The sequence below is a fragment of the Metabacillus niabensis genome, from assembly GCF_020524345.1.
GTDB classification, from domain to species: domain Bacteria; phylum Bacillota; class Bacilli; order Bacillales; family Bacillaceae; genus Metabacillus; species Metabacillus niabensis_B.
Window position 1 is genome coordinate 18551 of record NZ_JAIVLH010000003.1, and the last position, 22017, is coordinate 40567.

The 22017-nt window shown below is 35.8% G+C and carries 19 protein-coding genes; 1 reads left to right on the forward strand and 18 read right to left on the reverse strand.

The window, feature by feature from the left end:
* Positions 1 to 82 precede the first annotated feature (82 nt).
* From LC095_RS05110 to LC095_RS05160, 11 genes are all read right to left on the reverse strand, one after another.
* Positions 83 to 1543, reverse strand: a complete 1461-nt coding sequence (locus LC095_RS05110; RefSeq protein WP_226527141.1) for a CoA-acylating methylmalonate-semialdehyde dehydrogenase — start codon at positions 1541 to 1543, stop codon at positions 83 to 85.
* A 444-nt stretch (positions 1544 to 1987) separates the two neighbouring features.
* Positions 1988 to 2980, reverse strand: a complete 993-nt coding sequence (locus tag LC095_RS05115; protein ID WP_226527142.1) for a LacI family DNA-binding transcriptional regulator — start codon at positions 2978 to 2980, stop codon at positions 1988 to 1990.
* Positions 2981 to 3366: 386 nt separating this feature from the next.
* On the reverse strand, positions 3367 to 4242 hold the full coding sequence (fba, locus tag LC095_RS05120; RefSeq protein WP_226527143.1) for a class II fructose-1,6-bisphosphate aldolase: 876 nt from the start codon (positions 4240 to 4242) through the stop codon (positions 3367 to 3369).
* A gap of 33 nt (positions 4243 to 4275) precedes the next feature.
* Positions 4276 to 5127, reverse strand: coding sequence for a 2-keto-myo-inositol isomerase (gene iolI, locus LC095_RS05125; protein WP_226527144.1), 852 nt, complete (start codon positions 5125 to 5127; stop codon positions 4276 to 4278).
* Between the two features lie 20 nt (positions 5128 to 5147).
* Complete coding sequence (locus tag LC095_RS05130; RefSeq protein ID WP_226527145.1) at positions 5148 to 6185, reverse strand: Gfo/Idh/MocA family protein; 1038 nt, start codon at positions 6183 to 6185, stop codon at positions 5148 to 5150.
* Between the two features lie 121 nt (positions 6186 to 6306).
* Positions 6307 to 7203, reverse strand: a complete 897-nt coding sequence (gene iolE / locus LC095_RS05135) for a myo-inosose-2 dehydratase (protein WP_226527146.1) — start codon at positions 7201 to 7203, stop codon at positions 6307 to 6309.
* A gap of 13 nt (positions 7204 to 7216) precedes the next feature.
* Entirely contained in the window at positions 7217 to 9130 is a 1914-nt protein-coding gene (iolD, locus tag LC095_RS05140) for a 3D-(3,5/4)-trihydroxycyclohexane-1,2-dione acylhydrolase (decyclizing) (protein ID WP_226527147.1), read from the reverse strand.
* 15 nt (positions 9131 to 9145) lie between these two features.
* Positions 9146 to 10138 carry a 5-dehydro-2-deoxygluconokinase gene (gene iolC / locus LC095_RS05145; RefSeq protein ID WP_226527343.1) on the reverse strand — a complete coding sequence of 331 codons (993 nt, stop codon included), beginning with the start codon at positions 10136 to 10138 and terminating at the stop codon, positions 9146 to 9148.
* Between the two features lie 20 nt (positions 10139 to 10158).
* On the reverse strand, positions 10159 to 10974 hold the full coding sequence (gene iolB / locus LC095_RS05150; RefSeq protein WP_226527148.1) for a 5-deoxy-glucuronate isomerase: 816 nt from the start codon (positions 10972 to 10974) through the stop codon (positions 10159 to 10161).
* 432 nt (positions 10975 to 11406) lie between these two features.
* Positions 11407 to 11796 (reverse strand): tautomerase family protein, encoded by a 390-nt coding sequence (locus LC095_RS05155; RefSeq protein ID WP_226527149.1) that lies wholly within the window; start codon positions 11794 to 11796, stop codon positions 11407 to 11409.
* A gap of 27 nt (positions 11797 to 11823) precedes the next feature.
* The gene (locus LC095_RS05160; protein WP_226527150.1) at positions 11824 to 12579 is read right to left on the reverse strand and encodes a DeoR/GlpR family DNA-binding transcription regulator; all 756 of its coding nucleotides are present in this window, start codon (positions 12577 to 12579) and stop codon (positions 11824 to 11826) included.
* Between the two features lie 409 nt (positions 12580 to 12988).
* On the opposite strand from LC095_RS05160, the gene LC095_RS05165 reads away from it, so the two are divergent.
* Positions 12989 to 14398 carry a sugar porter family MFS transporter gene (locus LC095_RS05165; RefSeq protein ID WP_264195925.1) on the forward strand — a complete coding sequence of 470 codons (1410 nt, stop codon included), beginning with the start codon at positions 12989 to 12991 and terminating at the stop codon, positions 14396 to 14398.
* A 20-nt stretch (positions 14399 to 14418) separates the two neighbouring features.
* Here LC095_RS05165 and LC095_RS05170 read toward each other — a convergent pair whose 3' ends face one another.
* The 7 genes from LC095_RS05170 to LC095_RS05200 all read right to left on the reverse strand — a co-directional run bounded on the left by LC095_RS05170 (position 14419) and on the right by LC095_RS05200 (position 22004).
* A complete protein-coding gene (locus tag LC095_RS05170; protein WP_226527151.1) occupies positions 14419 to 14610 on the reverse strand; it encodes a hypothetical protein in 192 nt (63 codons plus the stop codon).
* A gap of 46 nt (positions 14611 to 14656) precedes the next feature.
* Positions 14657 to 15208 carry a 6-phospho-3-hexuloisomerase gene (gene hxlB / locus LC095_RS05175; protein ID WP_226527152.1) on the reverse strand — a complete coding sequence of 184 codons (552 nt, stop codon included), beginning with the start codon at positions 15206 to 15208 and terminating at the stop codon, positions 14657 to 14659.
* 18 nt (positions 15209 to 15226) lie between these two features.
* On the reverse strand, positions 15227 to 16657 hold the full coding sequence (locus tag LC095_RS05180) for a PTS transporter subunit EIIC (RefSeq protein WP_226527153.1): 1431 nt from the start codon (positions 16655 to 16657) through the stop codon (positions 15227 to 15229).
* Entirely contained in the window at positions 16654 to 18783 is a 2130-nt protein-coding gene (locus tag LC095_RS05185) for a BglG family transcription antiterminator (RefSeq protein WP_226527154.1), read from the reverse strand. Before LC095_RS05185 ends, LC095_RS05180 begins: the two co-directional genes overlap by 4 nt.
* Before the next feature lie 157 nt (positions 18784 to 18940).
* Positions 18941 to 19960 carry a zinc-dependent alcohol dehydrogenase family protein gene (locus tag LC095_RS05190; protein WP_226527155.1) on the reverse strand — a complete coding sequence of 340 codons (1020 nt, stop codon included), beginning with the start codon at positions 19958 to 19960 and terminating at the stop codon, positions 18941 to 18943.
* A 104-nt stretch (positions 19961 to 20064) separates the two neighbouring features.
* A complete protein-coding gene (locus LC095_RS05195; protein ID WP_226527156.1) occupies positions 20065 to 21162 on the reverse strand; it encodes an NAD(P)-dependent alcohol dehydrogenase in 1098 nt (365 codons plus the stop codon).
* A 20-nt stretch (positions 21163 to 21182) separates the two neighbouring features.
* Complete coding sequence (locus LC095_RS05200) at positions 21183 to 22004, reverse strand: carbohydrate ABC transporter permease (RefSeq protein WP_226527157.1); 822 nt, start codon at positions 22002 to 22004, stop codon at positions 21183 to 21185.
* Between the last annotated feature and the right edge of the window lie 13 nt (positions 22005 to 22017).

Consider the following 22017-nt stretch of genomic DNA (forward strand, 5'->3'; position numbering starts at 1 on the left):
TAGTGGAAGTTTTGGATTTAGAGGAACAATCAACGAAATCGAATAGTGTAATTCGTAGGATTGTTCCATCTAACCTTTTACATTACCAGCGAGCTGTTACCATCTTTTTACGAGTATAGAATTCTACACCGTCTGTTCCATTTGCATGCAGATCTCCGTAGAATGATTTCTTCCAACCAGAGAATGGAAAGAACGCCATCGGTGCAGGAACACCTAAGTTAACACCTAGCATACCTGCATCTATTGTTTCACGGAATTGTCGTACATGACTGCCGTTCGTTGTGTAAATACATGCGCCATTTGCAAAATCAGATTTATTCGTTAAAGCAATTGCTTCATCTAATGTGTTTACACGAACGACTGATAATACAGGAGCAAAGATTTCTTCCTTCCAAATGGTCATTTCAGTATTAACATGGTCAAAAATGGTAGGTCCTACAAAGTAACCCTCTCCAGAAGCTTGAGCATCTTTGCGTCCATCACGTACTAAAGTAGCTCCTTCTTTTTCTCCAAGTTCAATGTATCTCTCTGTTCTTTCTTTATGTGAATCACGGATAACCGGTCCAAGGAAAACTCCTTCATCTAATCCATTTCCGATTGTAATATTATTTACTGCTTCCAGTAATTTTTCCATAAATGGATCTGCAACTTCTCCAACTGCAACGACAACTGCAGCAGCCATACATCTTTCTCCAGCTGATCCATATGCAGCGTTCATGATTTGGTTAACAGCACCATCTAAATCTGCATCTGGCATAACGATTGAGTGATTTTTTGCACCAGCAAGAGCTTGAACACGTTTGCCATGATTTGAAGCAGTTTTATAAACATATTCTGCAACTGGTTGAGAACCAACAAATGAAATCCCCTTCACTTGAGGGTGTTCCAACAAACCATTTACAACATCATGTGCACCGTGAACAATGTTTAAAACGCCATCTGGTAAACCGGCTTCTGTAAATAATTCAGCAAGGCGATTTGCAAGTAATGGTGTACGCTCGGAAGGCTTTAATATGAAAGTATTTCCACAAGCAATTGCTAATGGGAACATCCAACAAGGTACCATCATAGGAAAGTTAAATGGTGAAATTCCCCCGATCACACCGATTGGATAGCGGTACATTCCTGATTCAACATTTGTTGCAATATCAGGAAGCTGTTTTCCCATCATTAAAGTAGGAGCACCTGCAGCAAACTCAACACATTCAATCCCACGTTGCACTTCACCGTATGCTTCGTTATAGCTTTTACCATTTTCCAAGGTTACTAAGCGGGCTAATTCATCCCAATTCTCTACAAGTAATTGTTGGTATTTAAAAAGCACTCTTGCTCTGCGAGGTACTGCCGTTGTGCTCCAAGTTTTAAACGCTTCTGCCGCTACTTCAACCGCATGGTCCAAGTCCTCACGACTAGAAAGGGGTACATTTGCTAATGTTTCACCAGTTGCCGGATTTGGAACAACTTCTGTTTTTCCGGAATTAGATTCTATCCATTTACCACCAATATAGTTTCTTAAATTTTGAACTGTTACTGTGTTTGACATAATCAATACTCCTCCCTTTTTAACAATCTATCATTACACTACTTTAATCGTTTTCATTTTCTTTAACTGGCAAATTAGTAAAGATCATGAAAAGTAGTAGCAAGTTCACATAATCAACCTATTGAATGAAATCGATTTCAATGATATCTCCGAAATAATCTTTCTACAAGACTTATTCTAAATGAAAAACGAAACTTTGTAAACGCTTTTCTAATATTCTCTACATTAAAAATCTTTAAATATTACAAGGTTTTCAAAGGTTTATATGATGAAATAACAAATTATTAATCTTATATTACATATATTCATTTTCATTTTTATTTAGAGAATTATTTGAAATCGATTACATTAACTATATATTCTAAAAACAACTATTTTAGTACGTATATTCTAACTTTTCCGCCAAGGAATGAAGAAACTAACATCATCCATTCCATGGCTTTCCTAATTTTTCACCGATGATTCTCTGATAATCAGTTCATCTTTCATAACAAATTTTTTCTTTTGAAGAGATTCACCATTGATTAATTTCAATAATAGCTCCATTGCTTTTTTTCCTATTTCGTACTTCGGCTGATTAATTGTCGTTAAATTTGGCTCAATTACGGAAGACATTTTTATATTATCAAACCCAACAATCGCCACATCTTCCGGTACTGACAAATAACTATCTTTCACAGCTTTTATTGCGCCCATTGCCATTTCATCATTAAAAGCAAAAACAGCCGAAGGCGGGGTTTCTAAGGCTAGTAATTTCAACATTTGATGATAGCCTGATTCAAAGGTAAAGTCGCCTTCCTGAATATATGCTGAATCAATTTCCAAATCATGACTCATCATTGCTTGTTGAAAACCTCTTAATCGATCCCTGCTTAGGATTACATTTATAGGTCCTGTAATATGAGCAATTTTTGTATGTCCCTGCTGAATTAAATGTTCTGTCGCTTTTCTCGCACTACTAATGTTATCAATTGAAACGGTGGGAACATTTAACCCATCCATATATTCGCACGCCAAAACCATTGGAAAATGCTCAGCTATTTCCTCCAGTTGGGTTTTATCTTGTCTGGCCGTTAATAGGACCATTCCATCCGCTTGTTTTTGCAGTAATAAATTAATATATTCTTGTTCTCTTTCAGTATCGTTTTCAGTATCTCCTAAAATAACCTGGTAGCCATTTTGAACAGCGACATGTTCAATTCCCCGTAAAACCTTCGAGAAGAAAGCGCTTGTAATATCAGGCACGACGACAAGTATAATTTTCGTTTCCTTCGTTCTAAACTGCCTTGCAACAATATGGGGCTTATAATTTACTTTATTGATAACCTCCATCACTTTTTCCCTAGTTTCTTTGCTGACTAAATCAGGATTGCTTAACACTCTGGAAACTGTTGCAGGCGATACATTGGCTAATTTTGCAACATCACTCATTTTCATTTATTTCACTCACCTTCAGTTGACACCATGAAGCAGAAATAGTATCTAAACTCCACACTCGTTTTCATTCATTTATTCTATATATCGTTTATAAAGAACTTTTAGAAATAGGGCAATTCCAAACTATTTTAACACGTGAAAGAAATAAATACGATTTTTTCATATGTTAAGTAAGAAATGAAAAAAGTGAAAGGATGGAAATACAAACTACTTTATCAATGAACAAAAAGCAACGTTCTAACGGGCAATCTAAGGCATTGTTGAACTTTAACAGAAATGCATCTTTTATGTGAACTCATTCTTGCAGGTTAAGTGATTTTTTTGCAACCCTTAATTCACTGCCTCTTTTGATAGAAGGCTCCTTAAAGCACGATCTTCGTCTCTTGTTAAAAACTCACAGCAATCGCTATTGCTTTTCTACTTGATTGAAATTCTCTCATTTTCCCCTTAACAGTATTAACTATAGCTTCTTTACCTGGAGTTGTAATAGCGCGTTGGTCATATAATTCCAAGTCACTATTTAATTTCTCTCGCACCGCTTTTGTCCATGCTTGTAGACACTCTGTATTTACGTTAATTTTTGCATGGCCTAATTCTATTGCTTTTCTAATCTGGTAGTCTGGTATTCCCGAACCACCATGCAGGACAAGTGGTATGCCCGTTAGTTCGGATATTTGTTTCATTTCATTAAAGCCAAGTTTCGGCTCACCTTGGTAAGGACCATGAACAGATCCTAGTGCAGCAGCAAGCGCGTCTACCCCTGCTTGTTCAACAAGTCGAACACACTCGTTTGGATCAGCATATTTCACACCGCCAATAAGGCCATCTTCCATTCCACCAACCGTTCCAACTTCTGCTTCAACAGAAGCATTTTTAGAATGTGCATATTCGACAACTTGCTTTGTCATTTGAATATTTTGATCAATTGAGAAGTGTGATCCGTCTATCATAACGGATGTAAAGCCGGCATCAATCGCTTGTTTACATCTATTGACAGATAACCCGTGATCAAGGTGTAACGCTACAGGAACTGTAATGTTCATTTCTTCTATTAGAGCTCTTACCATCGCAGAAATGGTTTTAAATCCTCCTAAGTCATCCACCAGCCGATCTGAGGCTGCTACAATGACCGGCGATTGTTCCTCTTCTGCAGCCTGAAGGATTGCTTGAGCCCATTGTAAACTATTTATATTAAATTGACCGACAGCATACTTCCCTTCTTTTGCCTTTAGAAGCATTTTCTTCATCGGGACTAAAGTCACTGCATACACCTCCTTAGCTATGTTTAAAATTCCTTACTTAGAGGCAATTTCAACATTATAGTAGTTAGTAATAACTTCCAATGTAGTTTCTTTCGCTGTTTTAATTGCTTCTTCTGCATTTAATTGATAGTACTCCGGTCTAAAGATTTCTACTGATGCCGGACCTGAGTAACCTTTATCTTTTAAAATGCCCAAAATACTTTCTAAATCAATTACACCTAATCCCGGCCACACACGATCTTCATCTGTTAAGAAACCGATTGGAAAATCCTCTGTATCATCAATATGGAAGATAAATATTTTAGAACCGTCAGCATTTTTAAGATCTTCCAGTTGTGATCCCATCGCATGGAAGTGGAACGCATCTAAAACTAATCCAACATTTTTGCGATCAACCGCTTCCACAATATCATAGGCTTGACCGAATGTATTCACTGTACATTGAGGATGACCGACAAATTCCAGTGCAATGTTAACACCATACGGTTCTGCTAGTTCTGACAATTCTTTTAACACTTCTACACAACTATCTTTAATATCTGTTTTCAAGATTTTCTCTTGTGTTACAAGTGGAACAGCTACGATATATTGAGCACCAATTGCTCCTGCTACTTCCAACATGTTTTTAAATTCAGCAATAGTTTCCTTAAGCCCTGCTTCATCGCGATTGTTAAAGAAAACAAGTGCATTTAGCGCCAGAGGCTTGATGTGGTTTGATTTAAAGAAATTAGCTAAATCATCAATCGAATGGTCTTGAAGATATTCTGGTAATTTATCCATTGTGCGAATCTCAATAAAATCATATCCATGTTTTTCACAATACTCTAAGTCTTTTACAAGGTTTGAATTTTCTAATGTTGTTGCCTGATTAAAACATAGTTTCATCGCTCATCTCTCCTTAAAAATCAAGCATTTACTGCTTCGGTTGGTTTACTATAAAAAACTGGTTTCTCTTGTAAAGTAATCTTCTCTTTTTCACCTGAATCTTGTGCTTTAATGGCAGCATCTGCTGTTACCTGTGCAATATAACCATCCCATGAAGTTGGACCGTCTGGTTCACCTGTTTTCTTAATCGAATCCATGAAATCTTGAAGCTCTTTGTCATAAGCATCAATAAAACGATCTTTCCAATCCATTAAGACATGTGTACCGAACATCGCATTTTTGCGGAATGAAATGCTCTGGAATTCAGGTAGACTAACAATCCCTTCTTCTCCGATAACTTCACATTGAATATCATAACCGTATTTACAGTTCACATTAATTTCCGCAGTGATCACGATTCCACCTTTTGTTTCAAGTGTCACAATTTGCGGATCTTTAAGATTTTCATGTGCATGCTTTGATTTTTTTGGATAAGCCACTTGAACCGTTTGATAATCATCGTTAACTAACCAATGCAGAACATCTATTTCATGAATTAATGTGTCATGAATGGCCATATCTGTCGTATAATTTTCTCCCACTTCCGGATTTCTGTGTGCAGCCCGTATCATAAGCGGCTCACCAATAAAGTTGTTTTCAATCGCTTCTTTTAACTGAACGTATCCACTATCATAACGACGCATAAAACCAACTTGTACAAGACGCTTACCGTGTTTCATTTCTGCTTCAACAATTCTCATGCATCCTTCAGCTGTTGTAGCCAATGGTTTCTCAACGAATACATATTTTCCAGCTTCAATTGCTGCTAATACGCTCGCCTCATGAGCAGGCCCCCAGCTTGTTACAAGAACAGCATCAACATTGTCAGCAGCAAGAAGTGCTAAGTCATTTGGATAAACAACTGCATCAAGCCCAAAACTCTTTACCGCATCTTCTGCAGACGTTTGATTCACATCTGTTACAGCAACAATTTTTCCACCTGCTAACTTATTGCTAATACGTTTAATATGTTCTCTTCCAATTGCACCTGTACCGATTACTCCGAATCTTAATGTCATGCTCTATTCCTCCTAAACATTTTATTTAATCTCTCTTGGCTCATACAAATAAAGGCAGTAGAGTCATGTAACCTCTATGCCCCTGCAAAAACTAACGTTCATAAAGTTAGTTTTTAACGATTTAGTCCTTTGTTTTTAGGAGCTTTTCATCAATATATTTTCTTGTAAGCAAAGCATATTCTAAAGGGTGAGCTATGGCTGGATCTTGTTCTGCTTCAATGACGATCCATCCTTTATAATTGTGATCAAGCAAGAATTGATAGACCTCTGTGAAATCAATACATCCATCTCCAGGAACAGTAAACATTCCATTTAAAAATGACTGTAAAAATGATCTCCCATTTTCTTTACATTGATGTAGTACTTCTTGTCGTGAATCTTTAAAGTGAACGTGTTTGATACGATCAATGTGCTTAATCAAAAGCGACATATAATCCCCATCTGAAACGTAAATATGACCGGTATCATAAAGTAAATGAACATGATTAGAGTCTGTGTTCTCCATAAGACGATTAATTTCTTCTAAAGTTTGCACTCCTGTCCCCATATGGTGATGGAAAACAAGTTTAAGATTATACTGTTCTGCTATTTTTCCAAGCTCATTTAACCCGACGCATAAAACATCCCACTCTTCATCAGTAAAGTATGGCTTTTCTCCAAACACATTCATTTCAGTTCCTTGAATACTGTATGTCTGTTCTGACACTACAGCCACACTGGCATTCACTTCTTGAAGATATGCACAATGCTGATGAAATTCTTTTGAAGCTTCTTCAAGACCGTCTCGAATAATAAAGCTACTAAACCATTTACCTGCAATTTTTAAATTTCGTAGATTAAGCTCTTTATTTAAAATTTTTGGCTCCGGGAAAAATCCGCCAACCTCTGTTCCTTGAAACCCTGCAACAACAATATCACTTAACAGATGTGATAACGTATTTTCCTTCCCAATTTCCGGTATATCATCGTTTCTCCAACCAATGGGAGCAATTCCCCAAAGAATATCTTGATTACTCATGAGCTCACCTCTATTAATATTGCTTTGCATTTTGTAGTTTTTGTTGTTTTGTCTCATATGACTTTTGGACACCTTCTTCAGCAGAAACTTCTGGTACACCCAAATTCCACCAGCTGCCATCATACCCATCTGTCATCGTTTTTGGTAGCACTTTCATTTCAATTAATGTTGATCTATCTTGATTTTTAGCATCCTCAAGAGCTGATTTTAATTCCTCAACTGTGTTTGCACGGTATGCCTTTGCTCCATATCCTTCAGCTACTTTTGCATAATCAATGTTCATAATTTGGTTATCATCTGTTCTGAATTCACAGAAATAGCTACCATTTCCGAAATCCATTTGTAAATTATTAATACATCCGTAACCTGAGTTATCAAACAGAAGAATATTAATTTTCTTCTTGTATTGAATTGCTGTAATAAATTCAGAATGTAGCATAAGAAAGCTTCCATCTCCAACAATTGTGTATACTTCCTTATCCGGCTCAGCAAGCTTTAAACCCAATGTACCGGAAACCTCATAACCCATACAAGAATAACCGTACTCCAGGTGATACGTATTTGGTACCTCGGCATGCCATAGTCGTTGAAGATCACCAGGTAATGATCCTGCAGCACAGATGATAATACTGTCCGGATCAATTGTTTCATTGATTGTAAGCAATGCAGTTGTCTGCGGTAATTCAGTGTTTAATGCATCTGCATATTCATTTAATAATTCTTGTGAGAAATGATTTTTTATTTCCGGATCAAAATTTTCTCTAGTAAATGTCACCTTGCTTAATCTATCACGTTCAACTAACCATTCTTCTTGCAACTCATCTATATAGGTGCCGAATTCACTCTTATATCCTTCCAACATAGGGATTAAGGCTTCAATTGAAGACTTAGCGTCTGCCACGACTGGAAAGGCATCTAATTTGTATGCTTGCATACGACTAACATTTATGTTTAAGAAGTTAGTTGTTTCAAAGTTAAAAATTGTCTTAGAGGATGTGGCGAAATCTGTAAATCTTGTACCGATACCAATAATGAGATCCGCTTCTTGTGCCGCTTTATTTGCTGCTGAAGTTCCGGTAATACCTAGTCCTCCAAGGTTGTTTTTAAATGTAGATTCAACAGCTGATTTACCAGCCTGTGTTTCAACTAATGGAATATTATATCTTTCTGAAATTTCGATGAGAGCTTCTCTTGCTTCTGAATACTTTGCTCCTCCACCAACAACAATCACCGGTTTTTTGCTTGCTTTAATTAGCTTGACTGCCCCCTCTAATTCACGTTGGTTAGGGAGACGTCGGTCAATATAATGTACTCGTTTTTCAAAGAACTTTACATCATAATCATATGCTTCCCCTTCTATATCCTGGGAAATACAGATGGTAGCCGGACCCGCCTTTGCTGGATCTGTCATCACTTCAAATGCACGAATTAAGCTTGACATTAACTGTTCTGGCCGTGTAATTCGATCCCAATATCGGGATAACGGCTGAAGAGCATCATTTGTTGTTATCGCAATACTATGTTCCTGCTCTACCTGTTGTAAAACCGGATCAGGTTGGCGCGTTGCATATGTGTCTGCAGGAAGTAAAAGAATCGGAATATTATTCGCAAGTGCTGTACCTGCAGCCGTAACTAAGTTTGCGGAACCTGGACCACTTGAAGTTGTAACCGCATATATTTTTTTTCTGAGCATCTGTTTGCTGTAAGCAATTGCCGCGTGTGCCATTCCTTGTTCGTTTTTACCTTGAATTATTTTTAAGTTTCCGGGATTTTGTTCAAGTGCCTCTCCAAAACCCAAAACATTTCCATGTCCAAAGATGTTAAAAATTCCTTCAACAAAAGGCTGTTCTTCACCATCAATTGAAACATATTGTTGCTGTATAAATTTAACCAAAGCTTGCGCTGTTGTTAATCGAATTGTGTCCATCTTTTTTCACCTCTATCAAACAGATATTGTTTCATTTTTATCAATTAATGCCTCAATTTCTTCTACTGTCGGCATTGCTTCTGATGAGCTATGTTTACTTACAACGATGGATGCTGATGCACTTCCATATTTTAGTGCTGTTTCAATATCTTTCCCGGAAATTAGTGCGAAAAGAAAAGCTGAAGCATAGGAATCTCCGGCACCAAATGTTTTTAAAACCTTTGTTTTGTATGCTTTTCCTCTAAATGTTTCACCTGACTTTGTATATGCATAAGACCCTTCCACACCATGTTTAATAACGACTAATTCAGGAAAATGATTAAATAAGTACGTAACAGTATCCTCGTTTTTACCTTCTGTTGTTCTGTTTTCAAGGGCATCATATTCATCACGAGTTCCAATGACAACGTCTGATTGCTCTGCAACAAAGGAGTAATATACAGCTGTTTCCTCTTGGTTTTCCCATGAATATGGACGGTAGTCTAATTCAAAAATGACTTTAACACCATTCTTTTTAGCCAAACTAACAGCCTTAATAACAGCTTCACGAGACGGACTCTTAGAGAGTGCAGTACCTGATACAAGTAAAACTTTTGACCTTTTAATGTAGTCCTCATTCACCTCTGCTGGAGTTAAATAAAGATCTGCAACATCTTGACGGTACATAAGGATGCTGCATTCTTCAGGACTTTTAATTTCTGTAAACGCCAATCCAGTTTTATGTCCTTCTTGATCGACAACAAAATTCGTCGTATCAACCCTTGCATTTCTCATATATTTTTCAATAAAACGACCGTGCTGGTCATCAGCAAGCTTTCCAATAAAACCTACTTTCAACCCGAGCTTTGCACTGCCAATCGCTATGTTTGCAGGAGATCCACCAACATACTTTGAGAATGTCATTGTCTCTTCCATTGGGCGGTTATACTCAACAGCATTTAAATCAATACACGCACGGCCAATTGCGATAATATCGAACTCTTTATCTGTATTAAAATTCACTTTCATGTCCATCACATCTCCTTTTGTTATCGTTTTAAAATCCATTCATGGTCAGGATCATTATGAAACTTCCAAACTCGTGTAGGACCTGCCATTATATTTAAGTAGTAAGACGTATATCCTTCAGGAACTCCAACTGGATGATAACCAACAGGTACAATGACCGTGTCACTATTTTCTACTGTCATTGTTTCATCTATTGAGCGATCATCTGTGTAAACCCGTTGGAACACAAAGCCCTGCGGTGGATCCATTTCATGGTAATATGTTTCTTCCAAAAATGATTCCTCAGGCAAATTATCCTGATCATGCTTATGAGGAGGATAACTGGACCAGTTACCACTTTCTGTAAACACCTCTACAACTAGTAAACTATTTGCTGAAGGATCAGAATCAGGCAGAATATTATGAACCATTCGTTTATTATTACCTGCGCCTCTATGCTCCACACCAATATCTGCAGCACTGATGAGTTTTGTTGGTAATTGTTTATTTGAAGGTGAATAACATAAAGCAACTCTCGCCTGACTAACGGCCTCAATGTCAAAGGTTTTATCATTTGAAACATAAACACTGTCAGTTGGTTTCTTTTCAAAAACTGATTCACGCGTTCCAATTTGATCAAATAATACTTCCTGATCACTTACATTGATTTGTCCTGTTACAGCCACAATACAACATTCTTGTTTTCCTAACGTTTCTGTATATTTTGCCCCAGGTACCAGGTCAATCATCTTAAAGCCAACATACTCTAATGTTGAATTAACAGATGTCACCTCATGTACAAGAGTAATACCCTTTGCCAACTCCTTTAGCACTGGTTTACGCAGTAATCTACTCATTCATGATCCTCCTTATTTGATAATGTATTTATGAATATTTTACATCTATCTGCTGATCTTACTGAAATCGATTTCATTCATTACTATAAAAGAATGAAAAAATCACCTAGGGTATTTAGTTTATTTCACTTGTTGCTCCAAAAAGGTCATGCCAAGCGTTTTTGCGACAGAATTTTTACCTATCTTGAACTTTTTAGTCCATTCATATTCTTTTAATGACAGGATTACTATTGCAATCGATTTCATTTATATGTCTTATTAGACTTTAATATTCTCGTTGTGGTTAGAAATACTAAATTTATAATTTAATAGTAACACTTACATAAAGCGCTTTCAAGTTTTGTTTGGAATTTAATAAATTTCGATACTATCCCGGAAAAGGTCTATCTCAAAGGGCGGGATTACTCCTGCTGATCTGATGGATACTTTATGTTAAAGCTTACCTGTTAAAAATTGTGCTTCACCCAGTCCAAAACTCCAATCCGCATTATTATTTTCTGTAATCGATATCATGAGATCTTCAGGTGAAACACCACACTCTGTTTTCAGTCTATCAGCTAATAACGCATATAACTTTTCTTTCTGACTTGTTGTACGTTTTTTACTTACAACACTTATAAGAACCAAGTCCTTTGTTCTTGTAAACCCTAACCCTGTATCTTGAATGATCAATTCATTTGGAGCATGCTGGTGAACAATTTGATAACGATCACGTTGAGGCACTTGAAAAGCATCCACCATCGCTTGGTGAGCTGTATCAAGCAACTTCCTTAATGTTTCTTCATCTCGACCTTCTACTAAATCAAAACGTAATAATGGCATAAATCTAAATCCCCCTAAATAATTTTTTTAACTTGAAATGATTAATTCAATACCATGTTTCTTTGTAAAATGCTGATACTCTTCTCCCGGAAATTTGTTTGTAATAATACAATCAACATCTTCGAGATCACAATACGTCATTAAAGCATATCGACCAAATTTAATATGATCAACCAGCAAATAAATTTCATCACTTTTTTGAACAACAGCTTGCTTAATTTCACTTTCATGTGGAGATGAATGTGTTACCCCATTTTCTAGTGTAATTCCAGTGGAAGCCATAAAAGCTTTATTAATGTTGTAGGATCTTAAAAGATCCATATTTTTCAAGCTAACAAATGACTTCGTCTTACGATCAAACACACCACCGGTTGAGATGACATTAAGATTTTCATATGGAAAAGAATTGAAAATAAAATCTAAATTATTTGTAATAATTGTCACTTGTTTATCTTTTATAAACTTCACCATTTCAAGTGTTGTTGTTCCTGAATCAACATAAATAATGTCTCCATCTTGAATTAAATCAGCTGCAGCTTTTGCAATAGATATCTTTTCTAACTGATTCTTTGTCTGTCTTTCATTAAATGATTTAAGAGTTGCATGATTAACTGCTACTCCCCCATAAACCTTTTTAATCTTGCCTCTTTCCACTAATTGCTGAATATCTCTTCTTATTGTGTTCTTAGAAACTTCAAATACCTCGACAAGTTCATCTAAAGAAACTGTTTGTTGCTGAAAAATATAATCTTGAATTTGTTCAATTCTTTCCGTTTTTATCATGACAATCCCTCTGTTCTCATTTGGCAGTGTGGTAGTGATGAATATGTCATTAACACTAAATGATTCATGTAAACCATTTCATCTCCCTTACATCAACTATAAATGGTTCTAACGATTTTTTCAACACTTAACCAAAAAATAATCATAAATATTCAAAAACTTACCCATTTATACTACATCTCTTAAAAAATTTACAAGATGAAAAAATACAAGTTTCTGTAACTACTTATTTGAAAGGTCAATAAACCCTTAGTTTATAAGGGTTCTTTTTAATAAATAGATACAAACTTATGAAATTTTTCAAAAATTCTCATTGACTGAAAGCGCTTTTAATATTATGATCAAACCAGATTAAATTACCAAAACATAATCAACACATTACCAACATATTGCAAAGGGGAGAATTTATATGGAACAATCTCAAAAATCTTTTCTATTTAAAGTCATCTTTGTATCAACATTTGGCGGGCTACTATTTGGTTACGACACTGGTGTAATCAATGGCGCCTTACCATTTATGTCTGAAGCACTTGGCCTTACGTCGTTTACTGAAGGGCTTGTTGCAAGCTCATTGCTTTTTGGTGCAGCTCTTGGTGCAGTTTTCGGTGGTAGATTATCAGATTACAGCGGACGCCGGAACAATATCCTGTTATTAGCTGTTATTTTCTTTGTCGCTACAGTTGGATGTACGTTGGCACCAAATGTAACGGCTATGGTGTTCTTTCGCTTCCTGCTTGGATTAGCAGTTGGAGGAGCATCAGTAACGGTACCTAGTTATCTAGCAGAAATGTCTCCAGCGGAGAGTAGAGGAAGAATGGTTACCCAGAACGAATTAATGATTGTGTCCGGTCAACTCTTAGCGTTTGTTATTAATGCTATTCTAGGTAACACAATGGGCCACCATGATCATGTATGGCGTTATATGTTAATTATTGCCGCACTTCCTGCGATCTTTTTATTCTTTGGAATGCTTAAGCTTCCAGAAAGTCCCCGTTGGCTCGTTTCTAGACAAAAAAATACGGAAGCTCTACAAGTTTTAAATAAAATCAGAGCAGAAAAGCAAGCGAAATCAGAATTAAATGAAATTAAATCAATTTTCGAAAAAGAAGCCCAAACTAATAAAGCTACGATGAAAGACATGGCTGTTCCTTGGGTACGACGTATTCTTTTTATCGGAATCGGTATTGCAGTTGTTCAACAAGTAACGGGTGTTAACTCTATCATGTATTATGGGACTGAGATTCTGAAAGATGCCGGCTTTGATACTGGTGCAGCACTAATTGGTAACATCGCAAACGGTCTTATTTCTGTACTCGCTACTTTTGTGGGAATTTGGCTGCTTGGAAAAGTAGGTCGCAGACCAATGCTATTAACTGGTTTATTAGGTACAACATCAGCGCTTCTTCTTATTGGTATATTCTCCATTGCACTTGAAGGTACTGCAGCTCTTCCATACGTTGTTCTTTCGTTAACGGTTTTATTTCTCGCCTTCCAACAAGGTGCTATCTCACCAGTTACATGGTTAATGTTATCAGAAATATTCCCTACTCGTCTAAGAGGTCTCGGTATGGGTGTTAGTGTATTCTGTTTATGGATTGTTAATTTTTTAATAGGTTTATTATTCCCAGTGCTTTTAGCATCAGTAGGTCTATCAACTACATTCTTTGTTTTCGTTGGACTCGGAATCATTGCTATGACATTTGTCGTTAAATTCTTACCGGAAACAAAAGGTCTGTCTCTTGAGCAATTGGAGGAGTACTTCCGTAATTATGGTAAGGATACTAATACGGTTAAGCAGTTAAGAAAGATAGCTGAATAGATAAAACGAAGGCGCTTATTTTAAAGCGCCCTTTTTGATTTAGCTGTTTTGCATAATTTTTTGTTTTTCAATGTATTTTTAATGGTGAAAATTGTTACACCATGTAAGTCAACTTCTAGTACTTCTTTATAGATTTCATAAAGTGTGCCATTCGTTTTAGCAAATGAAACGACTTCAATTCCATCCTCACGTGCAGCTTCTTTGTGAAACATCGTTTTGTAGTTTAGTTAACAACTTTTACTTGGCTTATTCTCTCTATTACTCCAAATTCGTGTGATAAACTTCCATTTTTTCTTCAGATACTGATAGTTCCTCTTTTAGTCTAACGATAATTAACTCAAAAAGCAGCAGCTGTGCTTGCTCAAATACCGCCCCCATTGGTTGAGGAGATGTACGGTTCTGGATATCAACTTTCATTGTTTGTGCATCAATTTGTACAACATGGTCTATATATTGTAATAGAGGAGATTCATCAGAAGCTGTTATAAAAACAACTCTGGCAAATTCTTGTTTTACTATTTTCAAAAGAGCTTCTACAGTTGATAAATAACCCGTACCAGAGCTAGTAATAAATAAATCATTTTTTTGAATTCTTTGTGCTGTAACATCACCAACTACATGAACATCTAAACCTAAATGCATCAGTCTCATCGCAAATGCTTGAAGCATTAACCGCTCTCTGCCCAGTCCAAATAAAAAGATTTTTCGAGCCTTAATAATCTCTTTTATGAATACTTGAATATCTGTGTCTTTAATACTAGAGAATGCAACCTTCAATTCTTCCACCATCAATGATTTAAGTTGTTCCATGTTTCCTCCTACAAGTATTTATTCTTTATCAAAACTCCTAATTTTTTCCACAAGTTGATCATACTCTTGAAAATTCGTAAAGGATTGAAAAGAATAATAAATTTTATGAGGAGCTCTATCTTGTACCTTTTTCAGAAATGCTTGATGACATACAATAAGATCAATGTCTGGATCTATATGATCTTGTATCGATGCATTATTTACCTTAACGTCTAAGTTCGCTAATTTTAATTTTTTTCTAAGCATTGCTGCACCCATAGAACTTGATCCCATACCTGCTTCGCAAACAAATAATACTTTTTCAATCGGCTTTTTAATGGGTTTTTCTCGTAATGGACTACTTTCAACTTCTTCCATCTTCTTTTCTATCGTATTATTTATCTTTGAAAAATGGTCAATATGCTGTAACGTATTAAGTGTAGCAATTTGAGTTTCAAACTCCTGCTCGTTAGGACTGATTAATGAACGACCTAATATAATAAAGGATAAAATAAATGACACAATAGCAGAAATGATGATTCCAAATAAAACACCTAGTATATCAGCCTTAGGACTCATACCTATCAAGGTAATAATACTACCAGGAGAAGGAATAGAAACTAATCCTATATTAAGAAATTGAAACACTGCATTACCAGCTATTCCACCACCGATTACAGCAAATAGAAGTTTCCAATTCCGCAATATATATGGAAAATAAATTTCATGAATTCCTCCAATTGATTGTATGATCATTGATAGTGTTAAAGACTTTCTTTTCCCATGAACAGACTTGAAAAAGTATGCCAATAAAACACCAAAGCCAGGTCCTGGATTAGATTCGAGGAGGAAAAAGATTGATTTTCCAATTTCCTTCGCCTGATGAATTCCTATTGGAGTTAAAAACCCGTAATTTATAACATTGTTAAAGAAAAATATCTTCGCTGGCTCAATAATTACTGCGGCTAATGGTAACCATCCAGAATAAATCACCATTTGCAGCATGTAAATGAACTCTTTGATGCCACTTGATAATAATTGTCCTACGTATAAAAAGCATATAATGGTCAAAAAGACACCAACAATTGCAATAATAATATTGGATATTAAAAATTCGAAACCGATTGGAATTTTGTCTTTTAATAGTCTCTCAATTCTATTTACGATAAATCCAGCAAATGGACCAATAAACATAGCTCCAATAATAATAGGGACGGAACTTGCCATTGTTAATCCGTAAACAACTAAAGCAGCAACTACAGCCCCTCGTTTCCCTCCTACTAATTTCCCTCCAGAATATGCTAACAAAATAGGTAATAAAGTTTCATAAATTGGATTAACGAGCAGGAGTATCCGATCATTATAAAAATATCCATAGATACCAAATAACTCTTGAATGATCCCGACAGCAATAATCACAGCAATATTCTGGTAAATCATTGCACTGAGTAATTGACCAAATTTTCTCATCGAGTACTTGGCTCCTTTAATAACGCTTTCATTCTTGTGAAATAAGCACTGGATAAAAGTGACTCTATTTCAATTTTTATCTGCTCCTCTACTCCTTTCTTGAGAGTCTTAAGAAACGAATCTTCGATTAAATTTGCACTTATTTCACTTATCATTTCTATATGTTCTTTTGGAGCATTAATAGGAGCTGCCAGCAATAGAATAGTATCGATTTTTTTTTCATCCCAAACTGTTAAACTACTTAATTGAAACACGGATACAAATAATTCACTTACGCCTGAAGTTTTTGTATGTACCATTGCTAAATGGTCTAGAACAAATGCACCTTGTTTTTCTCTTTTTTCTAAATCGAATAAGACTTGGTCAGAACTCGCTACGACTGAAATAGCTTCCACCTTATCCGTTAGGTCTTTTAAAAGAGTATTTTTATCCGCTACTAAATGAAAAACGGATAAATTTCGTAAGATTTGTACCATCGCTTCACCATACTTTGCTGATCCTACCATTGATACATAACTTTGTTCTTGTGAGCCCTTCGCTGCTTCTTTATCTTTTATTATTATGGTCCCTATCTTTTTACGGATTATATTGATTTCTTCTTCTCTTAAAAATGGACTGACCAAAATGTAATGATCTGGTTCCAAAAATGGCAAAGAAACGGTAGACAATATCAATTGATTTTGTGATAAATTGAATATTCGATCCCTTAATTCAGTTAATGACAATATTGATTCTATTTGGAGATTTGATATTTCTTTCTCCACTCTTGAAGCTAAATATGTCGATGTACCCATGCCGCTTGCACAAACAACAATAGCTTTATAGATACGACTTTGTTGCTCTTTTAAACGAATAGCTGATGCACCTATATGGATAGCTAAATAGCCTACTTCATCTTCTGGTATCACCTTTCCTACCTTAGCAGAGATGGTTTCACCCGCTTTAAGACAAGCTGTAAAAATATCCGGGTATCGCTGCTTTATTTCTGAAAGCATGGGGTTATGAATTTGCAAGCCTAATTTTAGCCTATTTACAGCCGGTACTAAGTGAGCAAGCAACCCTTCAAAAAGTGCAACATCTTCTTTTAACGATAGTGAGAGCTCTTTTTCGACCGCAGTTATAAAGCATTGCGTTAGATCGTACCATTCCATATCGTCTTGGCTATTTACAACTGTATCAGGATGGTTTAAAAAATTAGCACCATATAAATGAAGGGTGATGTATCCAATCTCATATCCCGGTATTGAAATTCCCAACATTTTTTCTAATTTCTTTACAATTTGTTTAGCAATTGAATACTCTTTCATTGTTTCAATCTCTTGAACTAAATTTTCTTGCTCAAGTACAGTATGTACATCATCTTTAATTCTCTCGATAGCTAATATGAGATGTACAACTAAATTGACATAATTTCGGTCAGTTAACTCAATATGAGTTTGGGATTCAATTACTTCTTTTACAGCATGCTCTACTTTTAATATACTCGATGTTTCGACAAATTTATGTAATCGTTTACAAACCAATTGATTAAACTGACTTCCTTCAATTGTTCCTTCCTCCTGTTCTGAAAGTTGAAAAAACTCAAACCACTCCTCAAAAGTGATATCTTTATGAAGCAACTTAGATAACATTGACCTTTTATCACTTTCTGCTCCTTTTATAAAAATCCCTACACCAGCTTTTCGAATTACAGTTACATGATTCTGAATGCATGTCTGTTCTAATTTATCTAAATCATTACTAATAGTTGCTTCTGTAACACCGTATTTATTGCTTAATGTAAAAAATTTGATTGGCTCGTTTGTTATTAGTAAATCAAATAATATCCCTTCTTGTCTTTCTTCCGGTGAATAGAGGGTGTATGTATTGGCATTTATTATCATTTCATTAAGTTTTTTCTTGTCTTCAGGTTTACCATTAATCAAAATGCCTGAACCCATTTTACTTACAACTTCTAGATTAAAGTCTCTTAAAATTGATTTTAAAGAAGAAACTTCCCTTTGCATTGTTCTCGAACTTACCTTAAACTGTGCAGAAATCTGTTTATAAGAAACAGGTGAAGGTGCATTCAACAATGTTCGTAATATGGATTCCTGTCTGGAGCTTAATAACTGAAACTTACTCATTTTACTCCCCCAATTCAATTTATGTTAAATTTTAACTAAATCTCTTATGTCATTATATAGTAAGCATAAAATCTCTGAAAAGGGGGAATCAAAAAAATATATAGCTATACGGTTCCTTCATTCTCGGTTTCGTATATAAAATAAATTAGCTTAGACTCTATATGTCTATGACAACTTTTATATGGCCTTTCCCAGTTTCCACCTGATACAAAGCACGTTCAAATTCGTCGAGACTATATCGATGTGTGATAAGTTTTTGAGTGCTTACTACTCCATTTTCAATAAATTTTAATGCACGATCAAAACAATGGGTTTGTGCAAAGGATCCAATAATCTTCAACTCTTTTTGAAAAATTTCATAAGGACTTAACTGGATTGTATCTTTTTGTGCTGCAACACCATAAATCACAACTTTTGCACCATTTTTACAAAATTGAGGTAAGTGTTGTATAACCTCTTTTGCCCCTGTAGCGTCAATCACAATATCAAAGCCTTTTGGAAAAAGATTGTTTATTTCTTGTTCATGTTTCGAATAATTAGATCGCTCCATTTGCACAACATGATCAGCTGCTAACTCTTTCACTAATGCTAGTTTTTTCGAATCAGATGCTGACACCACTACATTTCCAGCACCCGCATTTTTTAATAATTGCGCTAAAATGATCCCAGTCGGCCCTGTACCAAACATTAGTACATCATCACCAGGTTTGACATCGATCACATCCAAACCATGTACAGCACATGCTGTTGGCTCAGCAAAAACAGCTTGATCATATGATAAATTCCTTATCTGAAAGACTTTATCATGATTCACGACAACATATTCTGAAAAACCGCCTGGTCCATTAACTCCTAAAGAATAAAAATTTTCACAATAGAGAGGTTCATTACGTTTACAATAATAGCAATGGCCACATAAAACTGTATTATCACAAGCAACACGATCACCTATTGTTATACCTTTTACGTTTTCTCCTACTTGAACAACTTCACCGACAAATTCATGTCCAGGAACGAGAGGAAAACCTGCAATAAATTCCCCATGGTGAATATGAATATCTGTACGGCATACTCCACATGTTTTCACTTTAATCAAAACTTGTTGGCTTTTTATAACAGGATTTTGTACATTCTTAACTGAAAATGTTAATGGGCTTTCATATAAAACAGCTTTCATTTTTTTCTCCCCTTTCCATTTTTACTATTCGTTCATCCCTATCTTTCTACAAAAAATCTCATTATTGCCTTGCTGATAAGACATTTGCTTAATCTTTATTATTCCTAAATCATCCCATTTGGATAAACTATTACTTTTAGACTCTCTTTTTTATTTAATCGAGCTCTCTCCATAGCTACTTTTGCTTCTTCTAATGAAAAACGATCTGTAATCAGACAATTAAAATCAGGAGTCTTTGCTAGTAAAAACTTAATACCTTGTGGGTATGTGTTTGAATAACGGAATATCCCGAAAATATCTAGTTCATTATCTGCGATTAATGGAACATTAAGTCCAATTTCATCTTGTGGAGGAAGCCCGACAATCGCCAACTTTCCACCACGTTTAACAGCTTGAAGTGCAGATTTTAAAGCTATTGGATTTCCTGCCGTTTCTAAAGCAACATCAACGCCTTTTCCATTTGTTATTTTTAGAATCTCCTCATTAGGGTTTTCTTCCAACACATTAATCACATGAGTTGCACCTAGTTTTTTTGCAGCGACTAGACGATTCGGCTCTAAATCAGTTACGATTATTGTAGATGCTCCAAAAGCTTTTACTGCAGCAATAGCTGTTAATCCAACTGGCCCCATCCCCATAATCGAAACCGTCGAGCCTGGTTTTAACATGGATCGTTTTGCTGCGTGAATTCCTACTGAAAAGGGCTCAACCAATGCAGCTTCCTCAAAGGAAAGATCATCAGGAATGGGAAATAAAAAATCCTCCCGGTGCTTGATATATTGTACAAAAGCTCCATCAACAGGTGGAGTTGCTAGAAATTGAACCTCTGGGCAAAGATTATATCGACCTTCTTTACAATACTCGCATTTACCACATGTGATTCCTGGTTCAATGGCAACACGGTCTCCTACTTTTAATTTTGTGACATTTTCACCAACCTCTGCTACGATACCTGCACATTCGTGACCAAGAATAATCGGTTTTTCAACAACATAACGGCCAATTTTTCCATGTTCGTAGTAATGAATATCTGATCCGCAAATTCCCACGGCCATTACCTTTACTAAAACCTCGTCTTCTTGGACCTTTGGAACAGCAATTTCTTGAATTTCAATTTCATATGGCTGAGTCATTACCGCTGCTTTCATTACTTTCGGCACTACTACTTTTTCACTTACTCTCTCTTGATTTTGTACATTCATTTGTATATCCTCCTAATCTTCTATTTAACAGCTCCCATTGATAATCCTTGAACAAGATATTTTCTTACGGCTAAACCAGCAATAACCATCGGTGTAATAATCACCGTTCCAGTAGCCATTGCCTGACCCCACGCTATTCCATTTTGAGTGATTAATAATGAAGCTGCTACTGGAACTGTTTGTGTGTCATGACCTGAAAAAACGGAAGCAAACATAAAATCATTCCAAGAAAACATTAAACATAAGATACCTGTCGCAACTAATCCAGGTGCAGCAGGCGGAAGAGCAATTCTCCAAAATGCTTGGAAACGACTGCAACCATCAATCATGGCAGCCTCTTCTAACGCAACAGGAACTTCCTTAAAAAACACCATCATCATCCATAAAGCAAATGGTAAATTAAAAGTGGTATAAGCAAAAAGCAGACCCGGCATCGTCCCAATTAAACCCAGTTTTGAAAACATTAAATAAAGTGGCAAAATAACGGCCGGAATTGGTGCCATACGTGTACTAATAATCCAAAATGACAACCCTTTTTCATTTTTAAAGTTTCCTCTGGCTAATGCGAATCCTCCCAATGTTCCTAATACTAATGAAATTACGGTAGAGAGTACGGCCGCAATGACACTATTACTTAAGAAGTCAAAGAAATGACCATTCTCTGAAAACATAAATTTAAATGTTTCAAAATTAGGTTTGAAAAAGAATTTAGGTGGCATAGAAAACATACCAGCTTCTGTTTTAACTGAAGACAAGACCATCCATACAATCGGAAGGAGCGCCCAAATTAACGCGATTGTAATGATTGAGTACAAAATTGTATTCTTTATTGTTTTTTTCATTTTAAAAGATACG